Here is a 22,785-nt window from a genome sequence, read left to right on the forward strand (position 1 = left end):
AATTCTGCGCGCGTTCCTGTCCGTCGACGGTCGTCGCCCTTCCCCCCTTTTCGTGCCTGTCTTTCGCATGCCCTGGGAACGCCCGTGTCCGCCCCCCGCACCACGCCCTGGCCCCTCGTCGCCCTCTTCACGGCCGGGTACCTCGCCCCCTACCTGCTCCCGACCACCGTCGGCCGCCTGGACTCCGGCCTGCCGCTGACGGCCACTCAGGCCGGCGCGGTCGGCAGCGCCCTGCTGCTCGGCTCGGCCGGCGCCGGCTTCGCCCTGGCCTCCCGGGTGGAACGGATCGGCGCCCGTCTCGTGGCCCGCCTCGGGCTCACCCTCGCCGTGCTCGGCTACGGCGGCGCGGCGCTCACCACCGCCGTACCGGCCGTCGTGGCGGGCGCGGTGATCGGCGGGTTCGGCTCGGGAACCGTCACCGCGGTCGCCGCCACCGGCATCGCAGCGCAGCGGGACCCGCACCGCACGACCACGCTCGGGCTGCTCGGGGTCTCCGCCCTGGCGGGCGCGCTGTGTCTGACGATCCCCCACCTCGGTCCGGGCCACGCCCAGCCGCTGGCCGCCATCGCGCTCACGGCACTGGCCGTCTGGCCGCTCACCGGGCGCCTCGCCGCCCCCACGGCCGCCGCCCCGCGCGCCCACCGCGCCCCGGCCGGCCGCCTGCCCCAGCTGGGGGCCGGGCTGCTGCTCGCCGCCGCGATGCCCTGCTGGTCCCTCGCGCAGAACGCGCTGTGGGGCGTGAGCGGCCGGATCGGCCTGGAGCAGGCGCATCTGACGGAGTCCACGGTCGGCGCGGTGTTCGCCGTCGCGCTGGGTGCGGGACTGCTGGGCGTGACAGGCGCCGGGGCACTGGGCCCGCGGTTCGGCCGGGCCCTGCCCATCGGCCTGGGGACGGCCCTCATCGCGGCCTGCATCACGCTGAGCGCGTCGGCGACCGGCCCGGTGTCCTTCGCGGCCGGGGAGATCGCCTGGAACACGGTCTACCCGATCGTGCTGTCGTACCTCATCGGCCTGGCCGCCTCCCTCGACCCGCAGGGCCGCTGGGCGGTGCTGGTCGGCTCGGCCTCCTCCCTCGGCACCGCGGCGGGCCCGCTGACCGGCAGCGTGCTGGCCGCCCAGGCCGGCTTCCCGATGATGGGCGCGGTCCTGGCGGCCGGCCTGCTGGTGATCGCCGTACCGATGACGGCGGTCGCGCGGATCGCGGGCCGGCGCCCGCTCCCGGTGGTCGAGATCCCCGTGGAGACCCCGGCCACCCTGGCCCGCGAGACGACGCCGGCGGCCTAGGCCCTGTCGTTTGGATCATCCCGGCGTCGCGGGGTCTGGCAGGGCCTAGCCGGCCTGCGCCGGGAAGACGTACGCCTCCACCTCGGCGAGATACCGGGCCCGGCGCTCCTCGTCGTCCTCCAGGAAGGAGGCGAGGAAGGAGTTGCGGGCCAGCTCGCGCAGCCGCTCCTCGCTCAGCCCCAGGGTGCGCCGCACGGCGTCGAAGTTGTCGCCGGCGTAGCCGCCGAAGTAGGCGGGGTCGTCGGAGTTCACCGTGCACAGCAGCCCGGCGTCGAGCATGGCGGGCAGCGGGTGCTCGGCGAGGACGTCCACGGTGCGCAGCCGCACGTTGGACAGCGGGCACAGGGTCAGCGGCACCCGCTCCCGCACCAGCCGCTCCACCAGCGCCGGATCCTCCACGCAGCGCAGCCCGTGGTCGACGCGCTCCACGCCGAGGACGTCCAGGGCCTCGGTGATGTACTGCGGCGGCCCCTCCTCACCGGCGTGCGCCACCCGGCGCAGCCCGAGCGCGGCGGCGGCCTCGTACACCTCGCGGAACTTCGCCGGCGGGTGCCCGACCTCGGCCGAGTCCAGCCCGATGCCGGTGATCCGGTCCAGGTAGGGCTTGGCCGCGTCGAGCGTCTCCAGGGCCGATTCGGCGGACTCGTCGCGCAGGAAGCACATGATCAGCCGGGTGGACACCCCGTGCCGGGCCTCGCTGCTGCCGAGCGGCCGCCACAGCCCCTCGACGACCGTGCCCATCGACACGCCGCGGGCCAGGTGGGCCTGCGGGTCGAAGAAGATCTCCGCGTGCCGCACCCCCTGCGCGGCGGCGCGGGCGAGGTAGGCGTCGGCGAGGTCCTCGAAGTCCCGCTCGGTGCGCAGGACGGCCATGAGGGCGTAGTAGAGATCGAGGAAGGACTGCAGATCCTCGAACCGGTACGCCTCCCGCAGGGCGTCCTCGTCGGCGAAGGGCAGCTGGACACCGTTCCGCCCGGCCAGCGCGAAGGCCAGCTCGGGTTCCAGGGTGCCTTCGATGTGCAGGTGCAGTTCGGCTTTGGGCAGTGACATCACAGCATTTTACGGCGCTGTCACCGGCGCTTCGGGACCGGCACCCGCAGCAGATCATGGGCCACGGTCAGCTCGCCCTCGAACCCGGCGGCCCGCGCCTGCCGCTCGAACTCCTCCGGCTCCGTGTAGCGCTGGCTGAAGTGGGTGAGCACCAGGTGCCGCACGCCCGCGTCCCGCGCCACCGCCGCCGCCTGACCGGCGGTCAGATGCCCGTGGTCCTCGGCGAGCGCCCTGTCCTCGTCGAGGAAGGTCGACTCGATGACGAGCAGATCGCACCCCTCGGCGAGCGCGTGCACGCCCTCGCACAACCGGGTGTCCATGACGAATGCGAACCGCTGCCCGCGCCGCACCTCGCTGACGTCCTCGACACGCACCCCGCCCAGCACGCCCTCGCGCTGCAGGCGCCCCACGTCCGGCCCCTTGATCCCGGCCGCGGCGAGCCGCTCGGGCAGCATCCGGCGCCCGTCGTGCTCGACCAGCCGGTAGCCGTAGGACTCCACGGGGTGGGACAGCTTGCGCGCCTGGAGCGTGTAGCCGTCGGTCGCCGCGATCACCCCGTCCTCGCTCACCGGCGCCTCGACGAGCTGCACGGTCTCCCGGTAGGCGGTGGCGTACCGCAGCCGGTCGAAGAAGCGCTGCCCGGAGCGCGGGTAGTGGGCGGTGACGTCGTGCGGGACCTGGTCGAGGTTGATCCGCTGGATCACCCCGGCCAGGCCGAGCGAGTGGTCCCCGTGGAAGTGCGTGACGCAGATCCGGTTCAGGTCGTGGGCGGCGACCCCGGCGCGCAGCATCTGCCGCTGGGTGCCCTCTCCGGGGTCGAAGAGGATGCCCTCGCCGTCCCAGCGCAGCAGATAGCCGTTGTGGTTGCGGTGCCGGGTGGGGACCTGGCTGGCGGTGCCGAGGACCACGAGTTCGCGTACGGACACGGCTGCTTACCCGGGGGGCCAGTTCAGCCCGCGCCCGCCGAGGACGTGGGCGTGCGCGTGCCAGACGGTCTGGCCGGCGCCGCTGCCGGTGTTGAAGACGACGCGGTAGCTGTCGAGCTTCTCCTCGTCGGCGACCGCCTGCGTCTCGCGCAGCACGTCAGCGGCCAGCTGGGGCGCCTCCTGGGCCAGGGCGGCCGCGTTCACGTGGTGCGCCTTGGGGATCACCAGGACGTGGGTGGGCGCCTGGGGGTTGATGTCACGGAAGGCGACGGTCGTCTCCGTCTCGCGGACGATCGTCGCCGGGACCGTACCTGCGACGATCTTGCAGAACAAGCAGTCGTCCTGCGGCTCCCCTGCCATGCGTGTGCCTCCTCGCGCCGGGCTGATCACGTACGGAGGCATCGTAGCGACAGTGCGGGCGCCCTCACTTGCCCTGGACGGGCCAGCAGGTGGGATCGCCCTGGCACCAGATGGTCCGGGTCACCGTCACCGTGACGGTGGGCTGCGGTCCGTTCCCGGGCGGCCGCACCGGGGACGGTGTGGCGTTGCAGTTGCCCAGGCCGCGCACGTGGAACAGCTCCTTGCCGCCGACAGTGGCGGTCAGGTCCCCGCGCACGCACGCGCCCTGGACGGCCCGCGTCACCTTTCCCTTGACGGTGATGTCCTTGCCGTCCCCGGTCTGCCCCCGGCAGTCGACGGTGGCCACGGTGTCCTCGGTGGCCGACGGCGAGGAGACCCTGTTCCCGTAGTCGGCGGTGCAGGTCAGCCACCGCACGTCCACGTGCTGCCGCTCCAGCTCCCTGGTCGCGGTCTGGTCGGTGGTGTAGGCGACGGTGGCGGAACTGAGGCCGGCGGGATCACAGGCCACGACCGAGCCCACGGCCACGACCACCAGTCCGGCCGCGCCGGCCACCCTCGTCCCCCGGACACGCCTCGACACGTCCATGCAGGGCAGCGTGCCATCACCTGGCGGTGGGCGGTAGAGCGCATACGGCCACGGTGGGGTGGGGTGGTCGGTGCGGGTGCGGGTGCGTTGTGGTTGCTCGCGCAGTTCCCCGCGCCCCTGGGGTGGCCACCGTGCCGTTCGCTCAAGCCGCGAGGGCGGCGCCGCTTGAGGGCACGTCAGCCTCGCAGTAGTAGCCACTCCTGGAGTTCCACCAGGTTGCCCTCCGGGTCCTTGAGGTGGGCGACGCGCATGCGGTCGGTCATGGGGGCCGGGCCGTGCGCCAGCACCGCGCCCCGCGCCGTGATCTCGGCGCAGTAGGCGTCCAGGTCGTCCACGCGGAGCACCACCAGCGACCGGTGCCCCGTGGCCGTCTCCCCCAACTCGCCCAGCACCGAGGCCATCATCCCCCGGTCCTGCAACGCGATCCCCGCGGAGCCGACCGCGGGACTGAACTTCTCGTACGGCCCCTCGACCGCCCCCGACTGCGGCTTCAGGCCGAGCACATCGGCGTAGAAGCGGTAACAGGCGGCGAAGTCGGTGACCAGCAGCCGGACTTGAGCGAGTTCCATGACGTTCCCCCACATTCCCTCGATGTCAGGACCAGCGGCCGGTACGGCCCAGCAGCAGCGCCGCTGCGGCCGTCCCGGCGGTCGATGTGCGCAGCACGCTGGGTCCGAGCACGTACGCCTTCGCCCCGGCCTCCTCGAAGAGCGCCAACTCCTCCCGGGACACGCCCCCTTCAGGTCCCACGACCAGCACGATCTCCCCCTCGCGGGGCAGCTGCGCGGTCGCCAGCGGCTCGCTCGCGTGCTCGAAGTCGGAGTGCAGCACCCCCGCGAAATCGGCCTTGGCCAAAAGTGCCGCAACCTGCTTGGTCGTGGCCGCGTCCGCGACCTCGGGAAAGCGCACCCGCCGGGACTGCTTGCCGGCCTCCCGGGCCGTGCCGCGCCACTTGCCGAGCGCCTTCAGCCCGCGGTCGCCCTTCCACTGGGTGATGCACCGGGCCGCCTGCCACGGCACGATCGCGTCCACACCGACCTCGGTCATGGTCTCCACGGCCAGCTCACCCCGGTCGCCCTTGGGCAGCGCCTGGACGACCGTGATCCGCGGCGCGGGCACGGGCTCCTCCAGCACCGCGGCCATGTGCACGACGAGCCGGTCCTTGCCCTCCGTGCCGAGCACCTCGCACTCGGCCCAGCGCCCCTGGCCGTCGGTCAGCACGACGGGCTCGCCCGCCTCAAGCCGCTTCACGGACACCGCGTGCCGCCCCTCGGGCCCGTCGAGGACGTAGCGCCCGCCACTGTCGGAGTCGAAGTGGGGGACGACGAACACCGGCGCGGTCATCGGACGCCACCCCCCTGAGCGCCGCCCGGCAGCGCCGTCCGGGCCGCGGTCAGTTCGGCGACCAGCACCTCCACCAGCTGCCCGGCCGGCAGCGCCCGCGCCAGCCGGTGCCCCTGCCCCGCCCACAACGCCATCCCCTGCGCGTCCCCGGCCTTGGCGGCGGCCCTGCGCAGCGGCGCGGTCATGTGGTGGATCTCCGGGTAGGCGGCGGGCGCGTACGGCCCGTGCTCCCGCAGGAACCGGTTGACCAGCCCGCGCGCCGGACGCCCGGAGAAGGCCCGGGTCAGCTCGGTGCGCACGAACAGCGGGTTGGTCAGCGCCTCCTTGTGCAGCGCGTGCGCCCCGGACTCCGCGGTGGCCAGGAACGCCGTGCCGAGCTGCGCGGCGCTCGCCCCCGCCGCGAGCACCGCGGCGATCTGGCTGCCCCGCATCAGCCCGCCCGCGGCGACCACCGGGATCGACACGCTCTCCCGGATCAGGGCGAGGAGGGCCAGCAGCCCGATCCCCGAGCCGTCGTTCTCCGGTGCGTCCCGGTGCGCGCCCTGGTGCCCGCCGGCCTCCACGCCCTGCGCGACGACCGCGTCCGCACCGGACCGCTGCACGGCCACCGCCTCGTCCGCGGTGGTGGCGGTGACCATGACGAACGTGCCGACGCGGTGCAGGGAGTCGACGACCTCACGGCTCGGTACGCCGAAGTGGAAGGAGACCACCGGCACCGGGTCGTCCCGCAGCACCGCGAGCTTCGCCTCGAAGCCGTCGTCCCGCCCGCTGTCGGGGTCGCCCAGCTCGGTCTCGTACCAGGTGGCCTCGCCGGCCAGCTGGTGGGCGTAGACCTCGATGGCACCGGACTCGGCGTATTCCGGCTGCGGCATGAAGACGTTGACTCCGAAGGGGCGTCCCGTCAGGCTCCGCAGCTGCTTGATCTCCTGGTACATGCCGTCGGCGGTCTTGTACCCGGCGGCGAGGAAGCCGAGGCCGCCCGCCTCGGACACGGCGGCGGCGAGCTGCGGCACGGAGACGCCGCCCGCCATGGGAGCCTGCACGATCGGATGCGGGAAGAGATCGGTCAGTGCGGAGGACATGACCGCATGGTGTCACGTCCTCCGCACAAGTCCGAAACCAACCGTCCGGTTGGCATAGGCCACCGGAAACGTCCGGCTCAGCGCCCGTTGAAGGCGTCCTTCAGCCGCGAGAACAGACCCTGCTGCCCCGGCTGGAACTGGCCCTGCGGCCGTTCCTCGCCGCGCAGCTTCGCCAGCTCGCGCAGCAGGCGCTCCTGCTCGGGGTCGAGCTTGGTCGGGGTCTGCACCTCGACGTGCACGATCAGGTCGCCCCGGCCGCCGCCCCGCAGATGCGTGACACCGCGGTTGTGCAGCGGGATCGACTGGCCGGACTGGGTGCCGGGCCGGATGTCGACCTCCTCCATGCCGTCCAGCGTCTCCAGCGGCACCTTGGTGCCGAGGGCCGCCGCCGTCATCGGGATCGTCACCGTGCAGTGCAGGTCGTCGCCGCGCCGCTGGAACACCGGGTGCGGCAGCTCGTGGATCTCGACGTAGAGGTCACCGGCGGGGCCGCCGCCGGGCCCGACCTCGCCCTCGCCCGCGAGCTGGATGCGCGTGCCGTTGTCGACACCGGCCGGGATCTTCACCGTCAGCGTCCGCCGCGAGCGCACCCGGCCGTCACCGGCACACTCCGGGCACGGGTTCGGCACGATGGTGCCGAAGCCCTGGCACTGCGGGCACGGCCGCGAGGTCATGACCTGGCCCAGGAAGGACCGGGTGACCTGCGAGACCTCACCACGGCCCCGGCACATGTCACAGGTCTGCGCCGTGGTGCCCGGCGCGGCGCCCTCACCGGAGCAGGTGGAGCAGACGATGGCCGTCTCCACCTGGATGTCCTTCGTGGTGCCGAAGGCCGCCTCGTCCAGCTCGACCTCGACCCGGATCATCGCGTCCTGGCCCCGGCGGGTGCGCGAGCGCGGCCCGCGCTGCGACGCCGTACCGAAGAACGCGTCCATGATGTCGGAGAAGTTGCCGAAGCCGCCCGCGCCGAAACCGCCCGCGCCGGCGCCGCCGGACTGCGAGAGCGGGTCGCCGCCGAGGTCGTAGACCTGCTTCTTCTGCGGGTCCGACAGCACCTCGTAGGCGGCGTTGATCTCCTTGAACCGCTCCTGCGTCTTCGGATCGGGGTTGACGTCCGGGTGCAGCTCGCGTGCGAGCCGCCTGAACGCCTTCTTGATCTCATCCTGCGACGCGTCGCGGCGCACGCCGAGTACGGCGTAGTAGTCCGTGGCCACCTACGACTCCGCCAGGATCTGTCCGACGTACCGTGCCACTGCGCGTACCGCTCCCATCGTTCCCGGGTAGTCCATGCGGGTCGGTCCGACCACGCCGAGCTTGGCGACAGCCTCGCCGCCCGAACCGTAGCCGACCGACACGACGGACGTGGAGTTGAGTCCTTCGTGGGCGTTCTCGTGACCGATACGGACGGTCACGCCCGGATCCTTCGCCTCGCCGAGCAGCTTCAGGAGGACGACCTGCTCCTCCAGGGCCTCCAGCACCGGCCGGATCGTCAGGGGGAAGTCGTGCGAGAACCGGGTCAGATTGGCGGTGCCGCCGATCATCAGCCGTTCCTCGTTCTCCTCGACGAGCGTCTCCAGCAGCGTGGACAGCACCGTCGAGACCGTGCCGCGGTCCTCCGGCTCGAAGGCGTCCGGCAGGTCCTCGACCAGCCTCGGCACGTCCGTGAACCGGCGGCCGGCGACCCGGCTGTTCAGCCGCGCCCGCAGATCCGCCAGCGACGTCTCACCGAAGGGCGCCGGGCAGTCCACCATCCGCTGCTCGACCCGGCCGGTGTCGGTGATCAGCACCAGCATCACCCGCGCGGGCGCGAGCGACAGCAGCTCCACGTGCCGCACGGTCGAGCGGGTCAGCGACGGGTACTGCACGACCGCCACCTGCCGCGTGAGCTGCGCCAGCAGCCGCACCGTCCGCGCGACGACATCGTCCAGATCGACGGCGCCCTCCAGGAAGTTCTGGATCGCCCGCCGCTCCGGTCCGGTCATCGGCTTCACACCGGCCAGCTTGTCGACGAACAGCCGGTAGCCCTTGTCGGTGGGGATGCGCCCCGCGCTGGTGTGCGGCTGCGCGATGTACCCCTCGTCCTCCAGGGCCGCCATGTCGTTGCGGACCGTCGCCGGGGAGACGCCGAGGTTGTGCCGCTCCGTGAGCGCCTTCGAACCGACCGGCTCCTCGGTGCCCACATAGTCCTGGACGATGGCGCGCAGCACCTGAAGCCGTCGTTCACTCAGCATCGCGCACACCTCCAGAAGTCTTTCCCTCGGCACCTGCCCTGGCACTCTGCGCGTGCGAGTGCCAGACGTCCCCGGCCCAGTGTACGGCGGTGGGGTACGCCCCCGGCAAGGCTGGTCATACCGCGTGGTCGCGTACCGCTAGCGTCGCGGTATGACGGTTACTTGGGAAGAGCTGGGGTGGGAACGGCTGGCGGCCGGGGTCGGGCGGTGCCGGCTGCCGGGCTGGGACTGCACGACGGGGCTCGTGATCGGCGCCGGCACGGCACTCATGGTCGACGCCGGGTCGAGCCTCGCGGAGGGCGCCCGGCTGCGCGCCGAGGCCGAGCGGCTCACCGGACACGGTGTGATCCATCTCGCGTTCACCCATCCCCACTTCGACCACGTCCTCGGCGCCTCCTCGGTCGCGGCCGGCGAGGTCTTCGGCGCGGTCGGCATCGAGTCGGCCTTCACCCCGCGCGGCCGGGAGGAGCTGCGGGCGGACGCGGTGGCGGGCGGCCTGGACGCGAAGGTGGCCGAGGAGGCCGCCGCCGCGCCGCTGCCGGTCGACCACCTGGTCAGCGGCGAGTGGACGCTCGACCTCGGCGGCGGCCGGCAGGTGCTGCTCGCCAACGTCGGCCCCGGGCACACCGCCCACGACCTCGCCGTCCTGGTCCCGGGCGAGCGGGAGGTGGTGTTCTGCGGCGACCTGGTCGAGGAGTCCGGCGAACCGCAGGCGGGCCCCGACGCCGTGCCGTCGCACTGGCCGGACGCGCTGGACCGGCTGCTGGCTCTCGGCGGTGAGGACGCGCTGTACGTGCCCGGTCACGGAGCGGTGGTGGACGCGGCGTTCGTGCGGGCGCAGCGGGACGCGCTGGCCGCCCGCTTCGGCGTGTCGCGCTGATCACGCACCGGTCCGTTCCTATCGTCGTTCGAATGCGCCAGTACTCCCCCGACCTGACCCCGCCCTGGAAGAAGCCCGCCCCGGCGCCCGAGGTGCCGGCCGAGCCGGGCCTGGTGGTGGAGGAGCCCGGCAGCGGCTTCTGCGGCGCGGTGATCCGCTGCGAGGCGGGCACGGTCACCCTGGAGGACCGCTTCGGCAAGCACCGGGTGTTCCCGCTGCAGCCGCGCGGCTTCCTGCTGGAGGGCCGCGTGGTGACCCTGGTCAGGCCCGCCCCGGCGGCTCCGGTACGGCCCGGTCGTACCGCGTCCGGCTCGGTCGCCGTGCCCGGCGCTCGCGCGCGTGTCGCCCGCGCCGGGCGGATCTACGTCGAGGGCCGGCACGACGCCGAGCTGGTGGAGAAGGTGTGGGGCGACGACCTGCGCGTCGAGGGCGTGGTCGTGGAGTACCTGGAGGGCGTCGACGACCTCCCGGCGATCGTGGAGTCCTTCGCGCCGGGGCCGGACGCCCGGCTCGGCGTCCTGGTGGACCACCTGGTGCCGGGCACCAAGGAGTGGCGTATCACCGAGGCCGTCACGAGCGAGCACGCCCTGGTGGTGGGGCACCCGTACGTGGACATCTGGCAGGCGGTGAAGCCGGCCACGCTGGGCATCCCGGCCTGGCCGGTGGTCCCCCGCGGCCAGGACTGGAAGACGGGCGTGTGCCGCGCGCTGGGCTGGCCCGAGAACACGGGGGCGGCCTGGCAGGCGATCCTGGGCCGGGTGCGGTCGTACAAGGACCTGGAGCCGGAGCTGCTGGGCTGTGTCGAGCGCCTCATCGACCACGTGACCGTGCCCTGAGACCTGCCTGGTCGTTGATCCAGTGGGCCTGGTGGATGCTCTCCGCCGCTGCGGAGGTGGTCCGTCGATGAGCTGGTCGACCTGGCCGAGCAGCTCGTGCTCCCCGCCGACGCGGGGGTCATCCCCCTCAGTCCACCAGGTCCCGCACCACCGCGTCCGCGAGCAGGCGGCCGCGCAGGGTCAGGACCGCGCGGCCCTCGGTGTACGGCTCGGGCTGGAGGAGTCCGTCGGACAGGGCCCGGTCGGCGGCGCGGCGGCCGGCGGCCTTCAGCAGGTCCAGCGGTACGCCCTCGCGCAGCCGCAGCTCCAGCAGGACGCGCTCGACGCGGCGGTCCTCGTCGCTCAGGATCTCCCGTCCGGCGCCCGGGGAGCGGCCCGCCGCGAGGGCCGCCGCGTAGGCGCCGGGGTGCTTGACGTTCCACCAGCGCACCCCGCCGACGTGGCTGTGGGCGCCGGGTCCCGCGCCCCACCAGTCGGCGCCGCGCCAGTACAGCTCGTTGTGCAGGCAGCGGCCGGCCTCGGAGGTGGCCCAGTTGGACACCTCGTACCAGTCGAAGCCCGCCGCGGACAGGGTCTCCTCGGCGATCAGATAGCGGTCGGCGTGCACGTCGTCGTCGGTCATCGGGACTTCGCCGCGCCGGATGCGCCGGGCGAGCTGGGTGCCCTCCTCGACGATCAGCGCGTACGCGCTGACGTGGTCCGGTCCGGCGCCGATCGCGGCGTCCAGCGAGGCCCGCCAGTCGTCGTCGGACTCGCCGGGGGTGCCGTAGATCAGGTCCAGGTTGACGTGCTCGAAGCCGGCCGCGCGCGCCTCCGCGACGCACGCCTCGGGGCGGCCCGGCGTGTGGGTGCGGTCGAGGATCTTCAGCACGTGCTGCCGGGCGCTCTGCATGCCGAAGGAGATCCGGTTGAAGCCGCCCTCCCGGAGGGTGGCGAGGTAGGCCGGGTCGACGGACTCCGGGTTCGCCTCCGTGGTGATCTCCGCGTCCGGCGCCAGGCCGAACTCGTCGCGGATCGCGGCCAGCATCCGCACCAGGTCCCCGGCGGCCAGCAGGGTGGGCGTACCGCCGCCGACGAAGACCGTGCGCACGGGACGCGGGTCGTCGCCGAGCACCTTGCGGGCGAGGCGGATCTCGTCGGTGAGGGTGTCGGCGTAGTTGTCGCGGGAGGCCAGTACTCCGCCGGTGCCGCGCAGCTCGGTGGCGGTGTAGGTGTTGAAGTCGCAGTAGCCGCAGCGGGTCGCGCAGTAGGGGACGTGCAGATAGAACCCGAGGGGCCGCTCGGCGGCGCCGGCGAGGGCGGACGCGGGCAGCGCGCCGTCGTCGGGGACGGGCTCGCCGTCGGGGAGTGCGGAAGGCATGTCTCCCATTGTCCAGGACGGACGGCGTTACTCCGCCTGACGGACCAGGACGGCCGGCGTCACTCCGCCTGGAGCACCAGCAGCGCCAGGTCGTCCTCGGGCGGACGGCCGCCGAAGTCGTGCACCAGGGCGCTGATCCGCTCGGCGATCAGTTCGGCGTCCAGGCCGGCGCACCCGGCGAACGCGCGGGCCAGCCCGTCGCCGTCGTCGAACTGGGCGGTGCCGTTGCGCCGCTCGGTGACCCCGTCGGTGACGCACAGCAGGGTGTCGCCGGGCCGCAGCTCGATGGTCTCGCTGGCGTAGGTCTCGTCCTCCACGACCCCGAGCAGGGTCTGCGGGCGGGCCGCGGTGCGGACGGTGCCGTCGGGGCCGAGGACCAGCGGCAGCGGGTGCCCGGCGGAGGCGAGCGTGCAGCGCACTCCGCCCTCGTACGGGATCAGCTCGCCGTAGAGCAGGGACAGGAAGCGGGTCTGCGGGCCGTCGGCGGCGGTGACGGGTCCGGCGAAGGCGCGGGCGGCGGCGTCGGCGGCCTCGGTGGCGTCGTCGAGGAGGAGCTGGTTGAGCCGGTCCAGGACGTCGGCGACGCCGTAGCCCTCACGGGCCAGCAGCCGCAGCCAGGGCCGGGCGAGGCCGATCACGACGGCCGCTTCCGGGCCCTTGCCCTGGACGTCGCCGACGGCGAAGCACCAGCGGCCGTGACCGGCCGGGAAGACGTCGTAGAAGTCACCGCTGGGACCGCCCTTGTCGCAGGGCTCGTAGACCAGCGCGGTGCGCACGCCGGGGATGCGGGCGACGGCACCGGGCAGCAGGCCGCGCTGGAGCACGGCGCTGATGGTGGCCTGGCGGGCGTACTGCCGGGCGGCGCCGATGGCGAGGGCGACCCGGCGGCTGAGGTCCTCGACGAGTCCGGTGACCTCGTCGGGGAAGCGCAGCAGTCCGGTGCGGCCGATGACGAGGGTGCCCAGCGGGCGGCCCCCGGCGATCAGGCGGTAGGCGAGGGCGGCGCCGTGCGCACCGAGCGCGGCGGCGGGCCACGGGTAGGGCTGGGGGCCGGGGCAGGCCGTGTCGGGCGGGTGCGGCGGCTCCTTCTCCAGGGCCTGGCGCAGCTCCTCGACGAGGTGCTCGCTGCCGTGCCACACCCGGGCCGGCCGCAGTCCCGGTCCGCGGCCGGTGATCTCGTCCTCCAGCCACACCGCGCACCAGTCGGCGAGGCGGGGCACGACGAGCTGGCCGGTGAGGGAGGCGACGAGGTCCTCGTCGAGCTGTCCGGCGAGCAGGTCGGAGGCCTCGGCGAGGAAGGACAGGGCGCCGCGGCCGAGCCAGTCCCGCTCGCCGTCGGTGCCGCGCGGCTCGGGCGCGAGCATCCCGGCGAGCCGGAGGGCGTCGTCGAGGACGGGGTCGTCGTGGTGGGCGGCGTCCTCCCCGCTCGCGCGGTCCTCGGTGTCCGGGGTGAGCCGCGCCCACACGGTCTTGGCGGTGCGGCGGTAGGTGACCCCCCAGGACTCGGCGAGCGTGGCGACCAGCCGCAGGCCGCGCCCGTACTCGGACGCCTCGGCGTCGCCCTCGGTGTCCTGCGGGGAGCGGGCGGGGTGGTGGTCGGTGACCTCGACGACGACGGCGCCGGCCGGCTCCAGCCGGCAGTGCAGGTCGACGTCGGTGCCGGCGTGCACGACGGCGTTGGTGACCAGTTCGCTGACCAGCAGGGTGAGGTCCTGGGTGAGCCGTTCGGTGAGCCGGTCGGCGCCGGGCAGGGCGAGGGCGGTCCACTCGGTCAGGGCCGCCCGGACCAGGGCGCGGGCGGAGCCGGGCGCGAGCGAGCTGCCGGGCAGGGTGGTGTGCGCCCGCGCGCGGCTGTCGGCGTGCGCGGGCGCGGCACCGGTCAGCGCCTCGGCACCGGCCGGTGCCTCGGTCTCCCGCTGCGTCGGAACGACCCCCATCGACAACTCCCCGAACGGTTCGGCTGGATACGTTGCGATCGATGCCGACAGCGTGACAGACCGAACCGGCGCATAAGCGTCGAGTTACCGAACTGGGTCGCGATGAGTGAGAACCGGGGTACGCGGATGCCCGGATCCGGACAGAAAGGGTCCGGATCCGGGCATCCCGCGCTCAAAAACCGTCCGCCGCTGGACTATGCCAGGCACGTCCCCGGCGGCACCGGTCGTGCCGGTCCGCGCGGCACCTGGTCGTGCCGTGCCCGCCCGGGCGGCACCCGGGCCGTGCCGTGCCCGCCCGGGCGGCACCCGGGCCGTGCCGTGCCCGTCCCGGCGGCGAGGGGCTACGCCTCGCGCGTGCCGTCGTACATCTCGTCGAGCAGGTGCTTGTACTCGCGCTCCACCACCGGCCGCTTCAGCTTCAGGCTCGGGGTGATCTCGCCGTGCTCGACGTCGAGGTCGCGCGGCAGCAGACGGAACTTCTTGATGGTCTGCCAGCGCTGCAGGCCCTCGTTGAGCTGCTTGACGTAGCCGTCGATCAGCTCGACCGTCCGCGGCGCGGCCACCACCTCGGCGTACGCCTTGCCCTCCAGGCCGTTCTCCTTCGCCCAGTCGAGGATGGCGACCTCGTCGAGGGCGATGAGCGCGGTGCAGAAGTTCCGGTCGGCGCCGTGCACCAGGATGTTGGAGACGTACGGGCAGATCGCCTTGAACTGGCCCTCGACCTCGGCGGGCGCGATGTACTTGCCGCCGGAGGTCTTGATCAGGTCCTTCTTGCGGTCGGTGATGCGCAGGTAGCCGTCGGGCGACAGCTCGCCGATGTCGCCGGTGTGGAACCAGCCGTCGCTCTCCAGCACCTCGGCGGTCTTCTCGGGCAGCTTGTGGTAGCCCTGCATGATGCCGGGGCCGCGCAGCAGGATCTCGCCGTCGTCGGCGATGCGGACCTCGGTGCCGGGCAGCGGCTTGCCGACGGTGCCGGTGCGGTAGGCCTCGCCGGGGTTGACGAAGGAGGCCGCGGAGGACTCGGTGAGGCCGTAGCCCTCCAGGATGTGGATGCCGGCGCCGGCGAAGAAGTAGCCGATCTCGGGCGCGAGCGCGGCGGAGCCCGACACGCAGGCGCGCAGGTTGCCGCCGAAGGCCTCGCGGATCTTGGCGTACACCAGTGCGTCGGCGACCTTGTGCTTGGCCCCGAGGCCGAACGGCACGGAGTGGGTCCCGGTCCGCCGGAAGTTGTCCTGGGAGACCTTGGCGTACTCGCGGGCGACCTCGGCGGCCCACTGGAAGATCTTGTACTTGGCGGCGCCGCCGGCCTTCGCCTTGGCCGCGACGCCGTTGTAGACCTTCTCGAAGATGCGCGGGACGGCGGCCATGTACGTCGGCTGCACGACCGGCAGATTCTCGATGATCTTGTCGACCCGGCCGTCGACGGCGGTGACGTGACCCACCTCGATCTGGCCGGAGGTGAGCACCTTGCCGAAGACGTGCGCCAGCGGCAGCCACAGGTACTGCACGTCGTCCGGGCCGACCAGCCCGGTCGCGGCGATGGCCTTCGCCATGTACGCCCAGTTGTCGTGCGGCAGGCGCACGCCCTTGGGGCGGCCGGTGGTGCCGGAGGTGTAGATGAGAGTGGCGAGCTGGTCGCGGGTGATCTTGCCGACCCGGTCCTTGACCAGCTCCGGCTCCTGGGCGAGGCGGGCGGCGCCGCGCTGCTCCAGCTCGGCGAGGGTGAGGACGAAGTCGTCGCTCTCCACGCCGGCCGGGTCGATCACGACGACGTGCGTGAGGTCCGGGAGCTCCGCGCGCTTCTCGACCGCCTTGGCGAGCTGGGCGGCGTTCTCCGCGACGAGCACCTTGGACTCGGAGTCGGAGAGGATGAACGCCGACTCGTCGGCGTTGGTCTGCGGGTAGATCGTGGTGGTGGCGGCGCCGGCGCACATGATGCCGAGGTCGGCGAGGATCCACTCGATCCGGGTGGAGGAGGCGAGCGCCACGCGCTGCTCCGGCTGGACACCCAGTTCGATCAGTCCGGCGGCGATCGCGTGGACCCGCTCGGCCGCCTGCGCCCAGCTGAGCGACTTCCACTCGTCCGGGCCCTCACCGGCGGCCGGGGGCACCGGATAGCGGTAGGCCTCGGCGTCCGGCGTTGCCGCCACGCGCTCCAGGAAGAGGGCCGCCACGGACGGCGGACGGTTCTCGATCAGGGTAGTTGCGTCGCTCACGACATCCTCCGGGGCCCGCGACAGTGCGGCTGGCGCGACAGTGCGGCTGGTTCCTACCCACGAGACGTTGTTTAACTCGCGAGTAACTATCGGGCAGGGACAGAGTAGAGCCCGACCGCCGCCTGCGTAAGGGCTTGACGCCTGGTCGTTACCCCGCCAGGGGAACGGAAGGAACACACAGGGGCCCGGCGCACTTTCGTACGACGGACCCCTGTGTGACCGGATTTGCCGGGGCGGCAGCCTGTAACCGGCGGTTACTTCTTGCCCTTGGCCGATGCCCCGCTGTCATCGCTGGACAGGACGGCGATGAAGGCCTCCTGCGGAACCTCCACAGAACCGACCATCTTCATCCGCTTCTTGCCTTCCTTCTGCTTCTCCAGCAGCTTGCGCTTACGGGAGATGTCACCGCCGTAGCACTTGGCGAGGACGTCCTTGCGGATGGCGCGGATGGTCTCGCGGGCGATCACCCGGGAGCCGATGGCGGCCTGCACCGGCACCTCGAAGTTCTGCCGCGGGATCAGCTCCTTGAGCTTGGCGACGAGCCGCACGCCGTACGCGTACGCCTGGTCCTTGTGGGTGATCGCCGAGAAGGCGTCGACCTTGTCGCCGTGCAGCAGGATGTCGACCTTGACGAGGCTGGAGGACTGCTCGCCCGTGGGCTCGTAGTCCAGCGAGGCGTACCCGCGGGTCTTGGACTTCAGCTGGTCGAAGAAGTCGAAGACGATCTCCGCGAGCGGCAGCGTGTAGCGGATCTCGACGCGGTCCTCGGAGAGGTAGTCCATGCCGAGCAGGGTGCCGCGCCGGGTCTGGCACAGCTCCATGATCGCGCCGATGAACTCGGTGGGCGCGAGGATCGTCGCCCGCACGACCGGCTCGAAGACCTCGGCGATCTTCCCCTCGGGGAACTCGCTCGGGTTGGTGACGGTGGCCTCGGTGCCGTCCTCCATGATCACGCGGTAGACCACGTTGGGGGCGGTCGCGATCAGGTCGAGGCCGAACTCGCGCTCCAGGCGTTCGCGGATCACGTCCAGGTGCAGCAGGCCGAGGAAGCCGACGCGGAAGCCGAAGCCGAGCGCGGCGGAGGTCTCCGGCTCGTAGACCAGCGCGGCGTCGTTGAGCTGCAGCTTGTCCAGGGCCTCGCGCAGCTCGGGGTAGTCCGAGCCGTCCAGCGGATACAGGCCCGAGAAGACCATCGGCTTGGGGTCCTTGTAGCCGCCGAGCGGCTCCGTGGCGCCCTTGTGCTGGCTGGTGACGGTGTCACCGACCTTCGACTGGCGCACGTCCTTCACACCGGTGATGAGGTAGCCCACCTCGCCGACGCCGAGGCCGTCGGCCGGGAGCATCTCAGGCGAGTTGGTGCCGATCTCCAGCAGCTCGTGCGTGGCGCCCGTCGACATCATCTTGATCCGCTCACGCTTGTTGAGCTGGCCGTCGATGACACGGACGTAGGTCACGACACCGCGGTAGGAGTCGTAGACCGAGTCGAAGATCATGGCCCGCGCCGGGGCGTCCTTGACGCCGACCGGGGCCGGGATCTCGGCGACGACCTTGTCCAGCAGCGCCTCCACACCGAGGCCGGTCTTGGCGGAGACCTTCAGCACGTCGCTCGGGTCGCAGCCGACGAGGTTCGCGAGCTCCTCGGCGAACTTCTCGGGCTGCGCGGCCGGCAGGTCGATCTTGTTCAGCACGGGGATGATCGTGAGGTCGTTCTCCATCGCCAGGTAGAGGTTGGCGAGGGTCTGCGCCTCGATGCCCTGGGCGGCGTCGACGAGGAGGATGGTCCCCTCGCAGGCGGCGAGCGAGCGCGAGACCTCGTAGGTGAAGTCGACGTGCCCCGGCGTGTCGATCATGTTGAGGATGTGCGTGTTGCCCTTGTCGTGGGTCGGGGCCCACGGCAGACGCACCGCCTGGGACTTGATCGTGATGCCGCGCTCGCGCTCGATGTCCATCCGGTCGAGGTACTGAGCACGCATCTGCCGCTGCTCGACGACGCCGGTCAGCTGGAGCATCCGGTCGGCGAGCGTGGACTTGCCGTGGTCGATGTGCGCGATGATGCAGAAATTGCGGATCAGAGCCGGGTCGGTACGGCTCGGCTCGGGCACATGGGAAGGGGTCGCGGGCACGCAGGGTCCTGTCTCTTGAGGCGCCTTATGCCTCGGGTCGGATCGATACGTAGCTTCCATGGTCCCACGGGTGCGGCGCGGCGACCGGTTTGGGCCACTCGAAGGGCCGCTGGTAGTGTAGGGGGCTGTGTCTCATGCCCTCTCAGCGCGAGGCACGTCTCCAAGAAATCACCGGTACGGGACCCTGGGTTCCGCTGTGGAATCCTCCCGGCTCCGTGCCTGAACCTGAAAAGGCTCATTCGTGGCGAACATCAAGTCCCAGATCAAGCGGATCAAGACCAACGAGAAGGCCCGGCTGCGCAACAAGGCCGTCAAGTCCTCTCTGAAGACCGCGATCCGCAAGGCCCGTGAGGCCGCTGCCGCCGGTGACGTCCAGAAGGCCGTCGAGCTGCAGCGCGCCGCCTCGCGTGCGCTGGACAAGGCCGTCTCCAAGGGCGTCATCCACAAGAACCAGGCCGCCAACAAGAAGTCGGCGCTTGCTTCCAAGGTCGCGTCCCTGCAGGGCTGACCCTTCGATGTGACTGCCGGAGGGACCCGAGCGGGCCCTCTCTCATCCGCTCCCGTCCGGCACCCGAGTCCGTTCGCGGCCTGCGTTCGCCACGCGGGAACGGGCTCAGCATCTTCACCCGACGGCCCCGTCGCCTCGCCCTTCCCCGGGCGGGCGGCGGGGCCGTCGGCGTCTGCCGGTCACGACCAGAAGTCGTTGTCCTCATCAAGGTCCATGCTGCACTGGTCGAGATCGCTCGCCTTGTCCCCGACGATCCGGAAGACGATCACCTCGTCCCCGTCGAACCGCTTGCCGTTGCGTTCCGCGGTGGTGTGGTGCACGGCGACCGCGTGGCCGCGACCGTCGACGAAGACGTTGCGCAGCTCGACGCGCATGGTCCCGTTCGTCTCCTGCATCAGCCGGCCGTACATCTCGATGATCGCGTCCTGGCCCTTGTAGTCGCCCGAGAGCATGTGACTGCCGGGCACATGCTGCGTGCAGTCGGACGTCAACAGCTCCCGCAGGGTGTCCATGTCACCCCGGCTGAAGGCCTCGTAGCCCCTGCGGATCAGCGCTGCGTGCGGGTGTTCAGCCATGGCGATCGCCACCTTCCGTGTTCGGCGATGTGGCTGACAAGCCCGATTCTCCTCCCGGGCCCGGCTATCCGCGCCCTCGGGAGCGAGCGGCCCGAGCGATGGTCACCACGGCCTTCTCCAGGGCGTACTCGGGATCGTCCCCGCCGCCCTTCACGCCCGCGTCCGCCTCGGCCACCGCCCGCAGCGCGACGGCCACCCCGTCCGGCGTCCACCCGCGCATCTGCTGACGGACCCGGTCGATCTTCCACGGCGGCATACCCAGCTCACGGGCCAGATCGGCCGGGCGACCCCCGCGCGCGGAGGACAGCTTGCCGATCGCCCGCACACCCTGCGCCAGCGCACTGGTGATCATCACCGGCGCGACGCCCGTGGCCAGGGACCACCGCAGCGCCTCCAGCGCCTCGGCCGCCCGCCCCTCCACCGCGCGGTCGGCGACGGTGAAACTGGAGGCCTCGGCCCGGCCGGTGTAGTACCGGCCGACGACGGCCTCGTCGATCGTCCCCTCCACATCGGCGACCAGCTGGGAGACCGCTGACGCCAGCTCCCGCAGATCGCTTCCGATCGCGTCGACCAGCGCCTGGCACGCCTCCGGCGTGGCCGAACGCCCCACGGCCCGGAACTCCTGCCGCACGAAGGCCAGCCGGTCCGCCGGCTTCGTCATCTTCGGGCAGGCGATCTCGCGCGCCCCCACCTTGCGGGCCGCGTCCAGCAGCCCCTTGCCCTTGGCACCGCCGGCGTGCAGCAGCACCAGCGTGATCTCCTCGGCGGGCGCCGACAGATACGCCTTGACGTCCTTGACGGTGTCGGCCGACAGATCCTGCGCATTGCGTACGACCACGACCTTGCGCTCGGCGAAGAGCGACGGCGAGGTCAGCTCGGCGAGCGTGCCCGGCTGCAGCTGGTCCGGGGTCAGGTCCCGCACGTCCGTGTCGGCGTCGGCGGCCTTCGCGGCGGCCACCACCTCCTGCACGGCACGGTCGAGCAGCAGGTCCTCCTGGCCCACGGCGATCGTCACCGGGGCGAGGGGGTCGTCATTCGCAGTCTTCCTGGCCATCGGGACAAGCATGGCACGCGGCACCGACAACGGGGCTCACGGCCGACGACCGGCAGCTCACGGCTCCTCGCGCCACCCGTCCCACTCCCCCGCGAACGCGTCCAGCTCGCGCGGGTCCAGCCGCTCGTCCTCGTCGTGCAGGACGACCAGCCACTGCGCGTCCTCCGCGTCGTCCTCCCCGGCCAGCGCGTCCCGGACGATCCGCGGCTCCTCGTCGATCCCGAACCGCTCCCCGAGCGCCTCCGCCGCCTCGTGGGCGGCATCGCGGTCGGGCAGCACCAGCACATGTCTCACATCGCTCACGTGGACATTTTCCGGCACCCAGGAGGCGGCCCGGACACCGGTCAGCCCTTGGGGACGATCTGCACGTCGAGGTCGATGCGGATGCTCTGCCCGACCACCGCGATGCCGCGCGCCAGCATCGTCTGCCAGCTCACCGTGAAGTCGTCCCGGTGCAGTTCGGTGGTGGCGCGGCAGGCGGCCCGCACCTCGCCCTCCATGCCGTTGCCGATCCCGAGGTACTCCGTGTCCAGGGTCACCGTCCGCGTCACGCCGTGCAGCGACAGCGCCCCGGTGACGGCCCACCGCGTCCCGCCCTTGTGCGTGAACCGGTCGCTGTAGAACTCCAGCGTCGGGTAGCGCTCCACGTCCAGGAAGTCGGCGGAGCGCAGATGGTCGTCGCGCATCCTGACGTTGGTGTCGATGGACGCCGCGTCGATCACGATGTGCATCTGCGACTGCTCGATCCGCTCGGCGATCCGCACCACGCCGGCGAAGGAGTTGAACCGCCCGTGGACGCGGGCCAGCCCGATGTGCCGCGCGGTGAAGGCCACCGAGGAATGCGCCGGGTCGATCTCCCAGTCCCCCGGCGCCGGCAGCTCCGGCGGCCGGGCGACCTGGAGGGTGACGTTTCCCAGCGAGGCGAGCGAGTTCTCGGTGACCGTGGCGCTCGCCCGGTACGGCGTGTAGCCCTCGGCCGACACGGCGAGCCGGTACTCCCCGGCCGGCACCGTGGCCACGAACGCGCCGTAGGGGTCCGTCCCGCCGCTGACCACCTTGCGCCCCAGGGTGTCGCTGACCGAGAACTCCGCGTGCCGCACCGGCTCGTTGACCGGGTCCGTCACCCGGCAGCTGAGCACCCCGGCGTCGGGTGGCGTCTGCACGGCCGCCAGGGGACCGGTCCGCTGCACCTGGTTCGTTCGGTTTCCCAGCCAGCGGCCGAACATCCCTTGACACCCCTGTACGCCTCGACGTTTGCATTGCCGAAGATCCATTCGATCACTGACGCGGCATTCGAGGCAACACGGGACCACATCGCGGGAAACCAGCGCATGTGCCGGTACTACGCACGAGTAACCCGGTGTGGGGTGAATTGGGAACGCCGGTCCGACGCCCGGGACGCGAGCGGGGGATGCCCTAACGGCGGGCAGGCGAGCGGGGGATGCCCGAACGGGGGGGCAGGCGTGCCCTCAGCGGTCACGCACCGAGGGCACCCGGTCCAACTCGATCCCGAACACCTCCCGGTACGTTGCCAGCACCTCCGTGTCCTCGCCCAGCTCCCGTTCCCGGCGCGCGCCGTCGGCCGCGGTCGTGGTCAGCCGGCGCCCGCTCAGGGTGACCCGCCCGCCGTCCTCGGTGAGCCGGGAGCACACCAGCGACTGCACGAAGTGCGAGCGCGGCGAGGTGCTGTGCCACCAGGCCCCGGTCACGAAGTCACCGAGCACCCGCGGACGCACCTCAAGCCGGTACTGCGGGCGGCCGTCCCGCAGCACGTCCAGGTCGGCCGCCCCGCCCGGCCGCCGGTCGCCCCCGCGCACGCCGGCCGCGTCCGGCCCCGCCTCCGCGATCCGGAACACCCCTCCCGGGTCCGGCTGTTCGCCCCGCTCGGCGAGCCTGAGCGGAAGGTGGCTGTGCGCCCCGAACCCGACGTCGGCCAGCCAGTCACCGCCGTCCACCGTGCGCACCCGCAGCGCGAGGTGGTCGTAGGGGATGCCGGGCCGCTCGCCCTCCCCGTACACCCGCCCCGCCAGCAGCGTCACATCGAACCCGAGCGCCGTCAGCAACGCCCCGAAGGCGCCGTTGAGTTCGTAGCAGAAACCTCCCCTCCTCGCGGCCACCACCTTGTCCACCAGCCGCTTCTCCTCCAGCACGATCTCCTCCGCGAGGTGGATCGAGAGGTTCTCGAAGGGCACGGTGCGCAGATGGCGCAGATGCAGGTCACGGAGGGCGTCGTCGGTGGGCCGGGCCGGGCGCTGGGTGCCCAGCCGGCGGAGATAGGCATCGGCCTGTGCGGAGTCCATGCCCTCAGTCTGGCGCCACCCGCAGCTCCCCGTCGCCCCTGAGGCGTCCCGGCCCGCCGAGCCCAGTACGGCCAGGGAGCCGTCCCGGTCGGTCCGCAGCACCGTCGCCCCCTGGGCCCGCAGCGCGTCGAGG

Annotated in this window: 22 protein-coding genes; 4 read left to right on the forward strand and 18 right to left on the reverse strand. The window is 72.3% G+C overall.

Features of this window, described 5'->3' with window-relative positions:
* Positions 1 to 84 precede the first annotated feature (84 nt).
* The gene (locus C3489_RS30535) at positions 85 to 1,284 is read left to right on the forward strand and encodes an MFS transporter (protein WP_103785331.1); all 1,200 of its coding nucleotides are present in this window, start codon (positions 85 to 87) and stop codon (positions 1,282 to 1,284) included.
* A 45-nt stretch (positions 1,285 to 1,329) separates the two neighbouring features.
* Here the strand turns inward: C3489_RS30535 and C3489_RS30540 are convergent, their stop codons facing one another.
* From C3489_RS30540 to hrcA, 9 genes are all read right to left on the reverse strand, one after another.
* Positions 1,330 to 2,334, reverse strand: a complete 1,005-nt coding sequence (locus C3489_RS30540) for an adenosine deaminase (protein ID WP_103785332.1) — start codon at positions 2,332 to 2,334, stop codon at positions 1,330 to 1,332.
* A gap of 20 nt (positions 2,335 to 2,354) precedes the next feature.
* Positions 2,355 to 3,260 carry a ribonuclease Z gene (locus C3489_RS30545; protein WP_103785333.1) on the reverse strand — a complete coding sequence of 302 codons (906 nt, stop codon included), beginning with the start codon at positions 3,258 to 3,260 and terminating at the stop codon, positions 2,355 to 2,357.
* Positions 3,261 to 3,266: 6 nt separating this feature from the next.
* Positions 3,267 to 3,620, reverse strand: coding sequence for a histidine triad nucleotide-binding protein (locus C3489_RS30550; RefSeq protein WP_103785334.1), 354 nt, complete (start codon positions 3,618 to 3,620; stop codon positions 3,267 to 3,269).
* A gap of 64 nt (positions 3,621 to 3,684) precedes the next feature.
* On the reverse strand, positions 3,685 to 4,206 hold the full coding sequence (locus C3489_RS30555) for a hypothetical protein (RefSeq protein WP_103785335.1): 522 nt from the start codon (positions 4,204 to 4,206) through the stop codon (positions 3,685 to 3,687).
* 176 nt (positions 4,207 to 4,382) lie between these two features.
* Entirely contained in the window at positions 4,383 to 4,775 is a 393-nt protein-coding gene (locus tag C3489_RS30560) for a VOC family protein (RefSeq protein ID WP_103785352.1), read from the reverse strand.
* A gap of 25 nt (positions 4,776 to 4,800) precedes the next feature.
* Entirely contained in the window at positions 4,801 to 5,550 is a 750-nt protein-coding gene (locus C3489_RS30565) for a 16S rRNA (uracil(1498)-N(3))-methyltransferase (protein WP_103785336.1), read from the reverse strand.
* The gene (locus tag C3489_RS30570) at positions 5,547 to 6,632 is read right to left on the reverse strand and encodes a nitronate monooxygenase (RefSeq protein ID WP_103785337.1); all 1,086 of its coding nucleotides are present in this window, start codon (positions 6,630 to 6,632) and stop codon (positions 5,547 to 5,549) included. The genes C3489_RS30565 and C3489_RS30570 overlap by 4 nt, the downstream gene beginning before the upstream one ends.
* Positions 6,633 to 6,709: 77 nt before the next feature.
* Positions 6,710 to 7,846 (reverse strand): molecular chaperone DnaJ, encoded by a 1,137-nt coding sequence (gene dnaJ, locus C3489_RS30575; protein WP_103785338.1) that lies wholly within the window; start codon positions 7,844 to 7,846, stop codon positions 6,710 to 6,712.
* Positions 7,847 to 8,863, reverse strand: coding sequence for a heat-inducible transcriptional repressor HrcA (gene hrcA / locus C3489_RS30580; RefSeq protein WP_103785339.1), 1,017 nt, complete (start codon positions 8,861 to 8,863; stop codon positions 7,847 to 7,849).
* Between the two features lie 151 nt (positions 8,864 to 9,014).
* On the opposite strand from hrcA, the gene C3489_RS30585 reads away from it, so the two are divergent.
* Positions 9,015 to 9,743, forward strand: coding sequence for an MBL fold metallo-hydrolase (locus C3489_RS30585; RefSeq protein WP_103785340.1), 729 nt, complete (start codon positions 9,015 to 9,017; stop codon positions 9,741 to 9,743).
* A gap of 32 nt (positions 9,744 to 9,775) precedes the next feature.
* Positions 9,776 to 10,579: a DUF3097 domain-containing protein gene (locus tag C3489_RS30590; protein WP_103785341.1), complete on the forward strand. Its 804-nt coding sequence runs from the start codon at positions 9,776 to 9,778 to the stop codon at positions 10,577 to 10,579.
* 127 nt (positions 10,580 to 10,706) lie between these two features.
* Here the strand turns inward: C3489_RS30590 and hemW are convergent, their stop codons facing one another.
* The 4 genes from hemW to lepA form a co-directional block, all read right to left on the reverse strand.
* Entirely contained in the window at positions 10,707 to 11,939 is a 1,233-nt protein-coding gene (gene hemW / locus C3489_RS30595) for a radical SAM family heme chaperone HemW (RefSeq protein ID WP_103785342.1), read from the reverse strand.
* 59 nt (positions 11,940 to 11,998) lie between these two features.
* Positions 11,999 to 13,876 (reverse strand): SpoIIE family protein phosphatase, encoded by a 1,878-nt coding sequence (locus C3489_RS30600; RefSeq protein WP_103785343.1) that lies wholly within the window; start codon positions 13,874 to 13,876, stop codon positions 11,999 to 12,001.
* A 341-nt stretch (positions 13,877 to 14,217) separates the two neighbouring features.
* A complete protein-coding gene (locus tag C3489_RS30605) occupies positions 14,218 to 16,092 on the reverse strand; it encodes a long-chain fatty acid--CoA ligase (RefSeq protein WP_103785344.1) in 1,875 nt (624 codons plus the stop codon).
* Between the two features lie 254 nt (positions 16,093 to 16,346).
* A complete protein-coding gene (gene lepA, locus C3489_RS30610; protein WP_103785345.1) occupies positions 16,347 to 18,215 on the reverse strand; it encodes a translation elongation factor 4 in 1,869 nt (622 codons plus the stop codon).
* A 241-nt stretch (positions 18,216 to 18,456) separates the two neighbouring features.
* On the opposite strand from lepA, the gene rpsT reads away from it, so the two are divergent.
* A complete protein-coding gene (rpsT, locus tag C3489_RS30615) occupies positions 18,457 to 18,723 on the forward strand; it encodes a 30S ribosomal protein S20 (protein ID WP_103785346.1) in 267 nt (88 codons plus the stop codon).
* Between the two features lie 179 nt (positions 18,724 to 18,902).
* Here rpsT and C3489_RS30620 read toward each other — a convergent pair whose 3' ends face one another.
* From C3489_RS30620 to C3489_RS30640, 5 genes are all read right to left on the reverse strand, one after another.
* The gene (locus C3489_RS30620; RefSeq protein WP_103785353.1) at positions 18,903 to 19,298 is read right to left on the reverse strand and encodes a nuclear transport factor 2 family protein; all 396 of its coding nucleotides are present in this window, start codon (positions 19,296 to 19,298) and stop codon (positions 18,903 to 18,905) included.
* A 64-nt stretch (positions 19,299 to 19,362) separates the two neighbouring features.
* The gene (gene holA / locus C3489_RS30625) at positions 19,363 to 20,352 is read right to left on the reverse strand and encodes a DNA polymerase III subunit delta (protein ID WP_181139910.1); all 990 of its coding nucleotides are present in this window, start codon (positions 20,350 to 20,352) and stop codon (positions 19,363 to 19,365) included.
* Between the two features lie 57 nt (positions 20,353 to 20,409).
* A complete protein-coding gene (locus C3489_RS30630; RefSeq protein ID WP_103785347.1) occupies positions 20,410 to 20,655 on the reverse strand; it encodes a hypothetical protein in 246 nt (81 codons plus the stop codon).
* A gap of 41 nt (positions 20,656 to 20,696) precedes the next feature.
* Positions 20,697 to 21,578 carry a YceI family protein gene (locus C3489_RS30635; protein WP_103785348.1) on the reverse strand — a complete coding sequence of 294 codons (882 nt, stop codon included), beginning with the start codon at positions 21,576 to 21,578 and terminating at the stop codon, positions 20,697 to 20,699.
* Between the two features lie 243 nt (positions 21,579 to 21,821).
* On the reverse strand, positions 21,822 to 22,652 hold the full coding sequence (locus C3489_RS30640; protein ID WP_103785349.1) for an arylamine N-acetyltransferase: 831 nt from the start codon (positions 22,650 to 22,652) through the stop codon (positions 21,822 to 21,824).
* Positions 22,653 to 22,785 lie beyond the last annotated feature (133 nt).

It is taken from the genome of Streptomyces sp. Ru71 (assembly GCF_002920535.1).
In the GTDB taxonomy this organism is placed as follows: Bacteria; Actinomycetota; Actinomycetes; order Streptomycetales; family Streptomycetaceae; genus Streptomyces.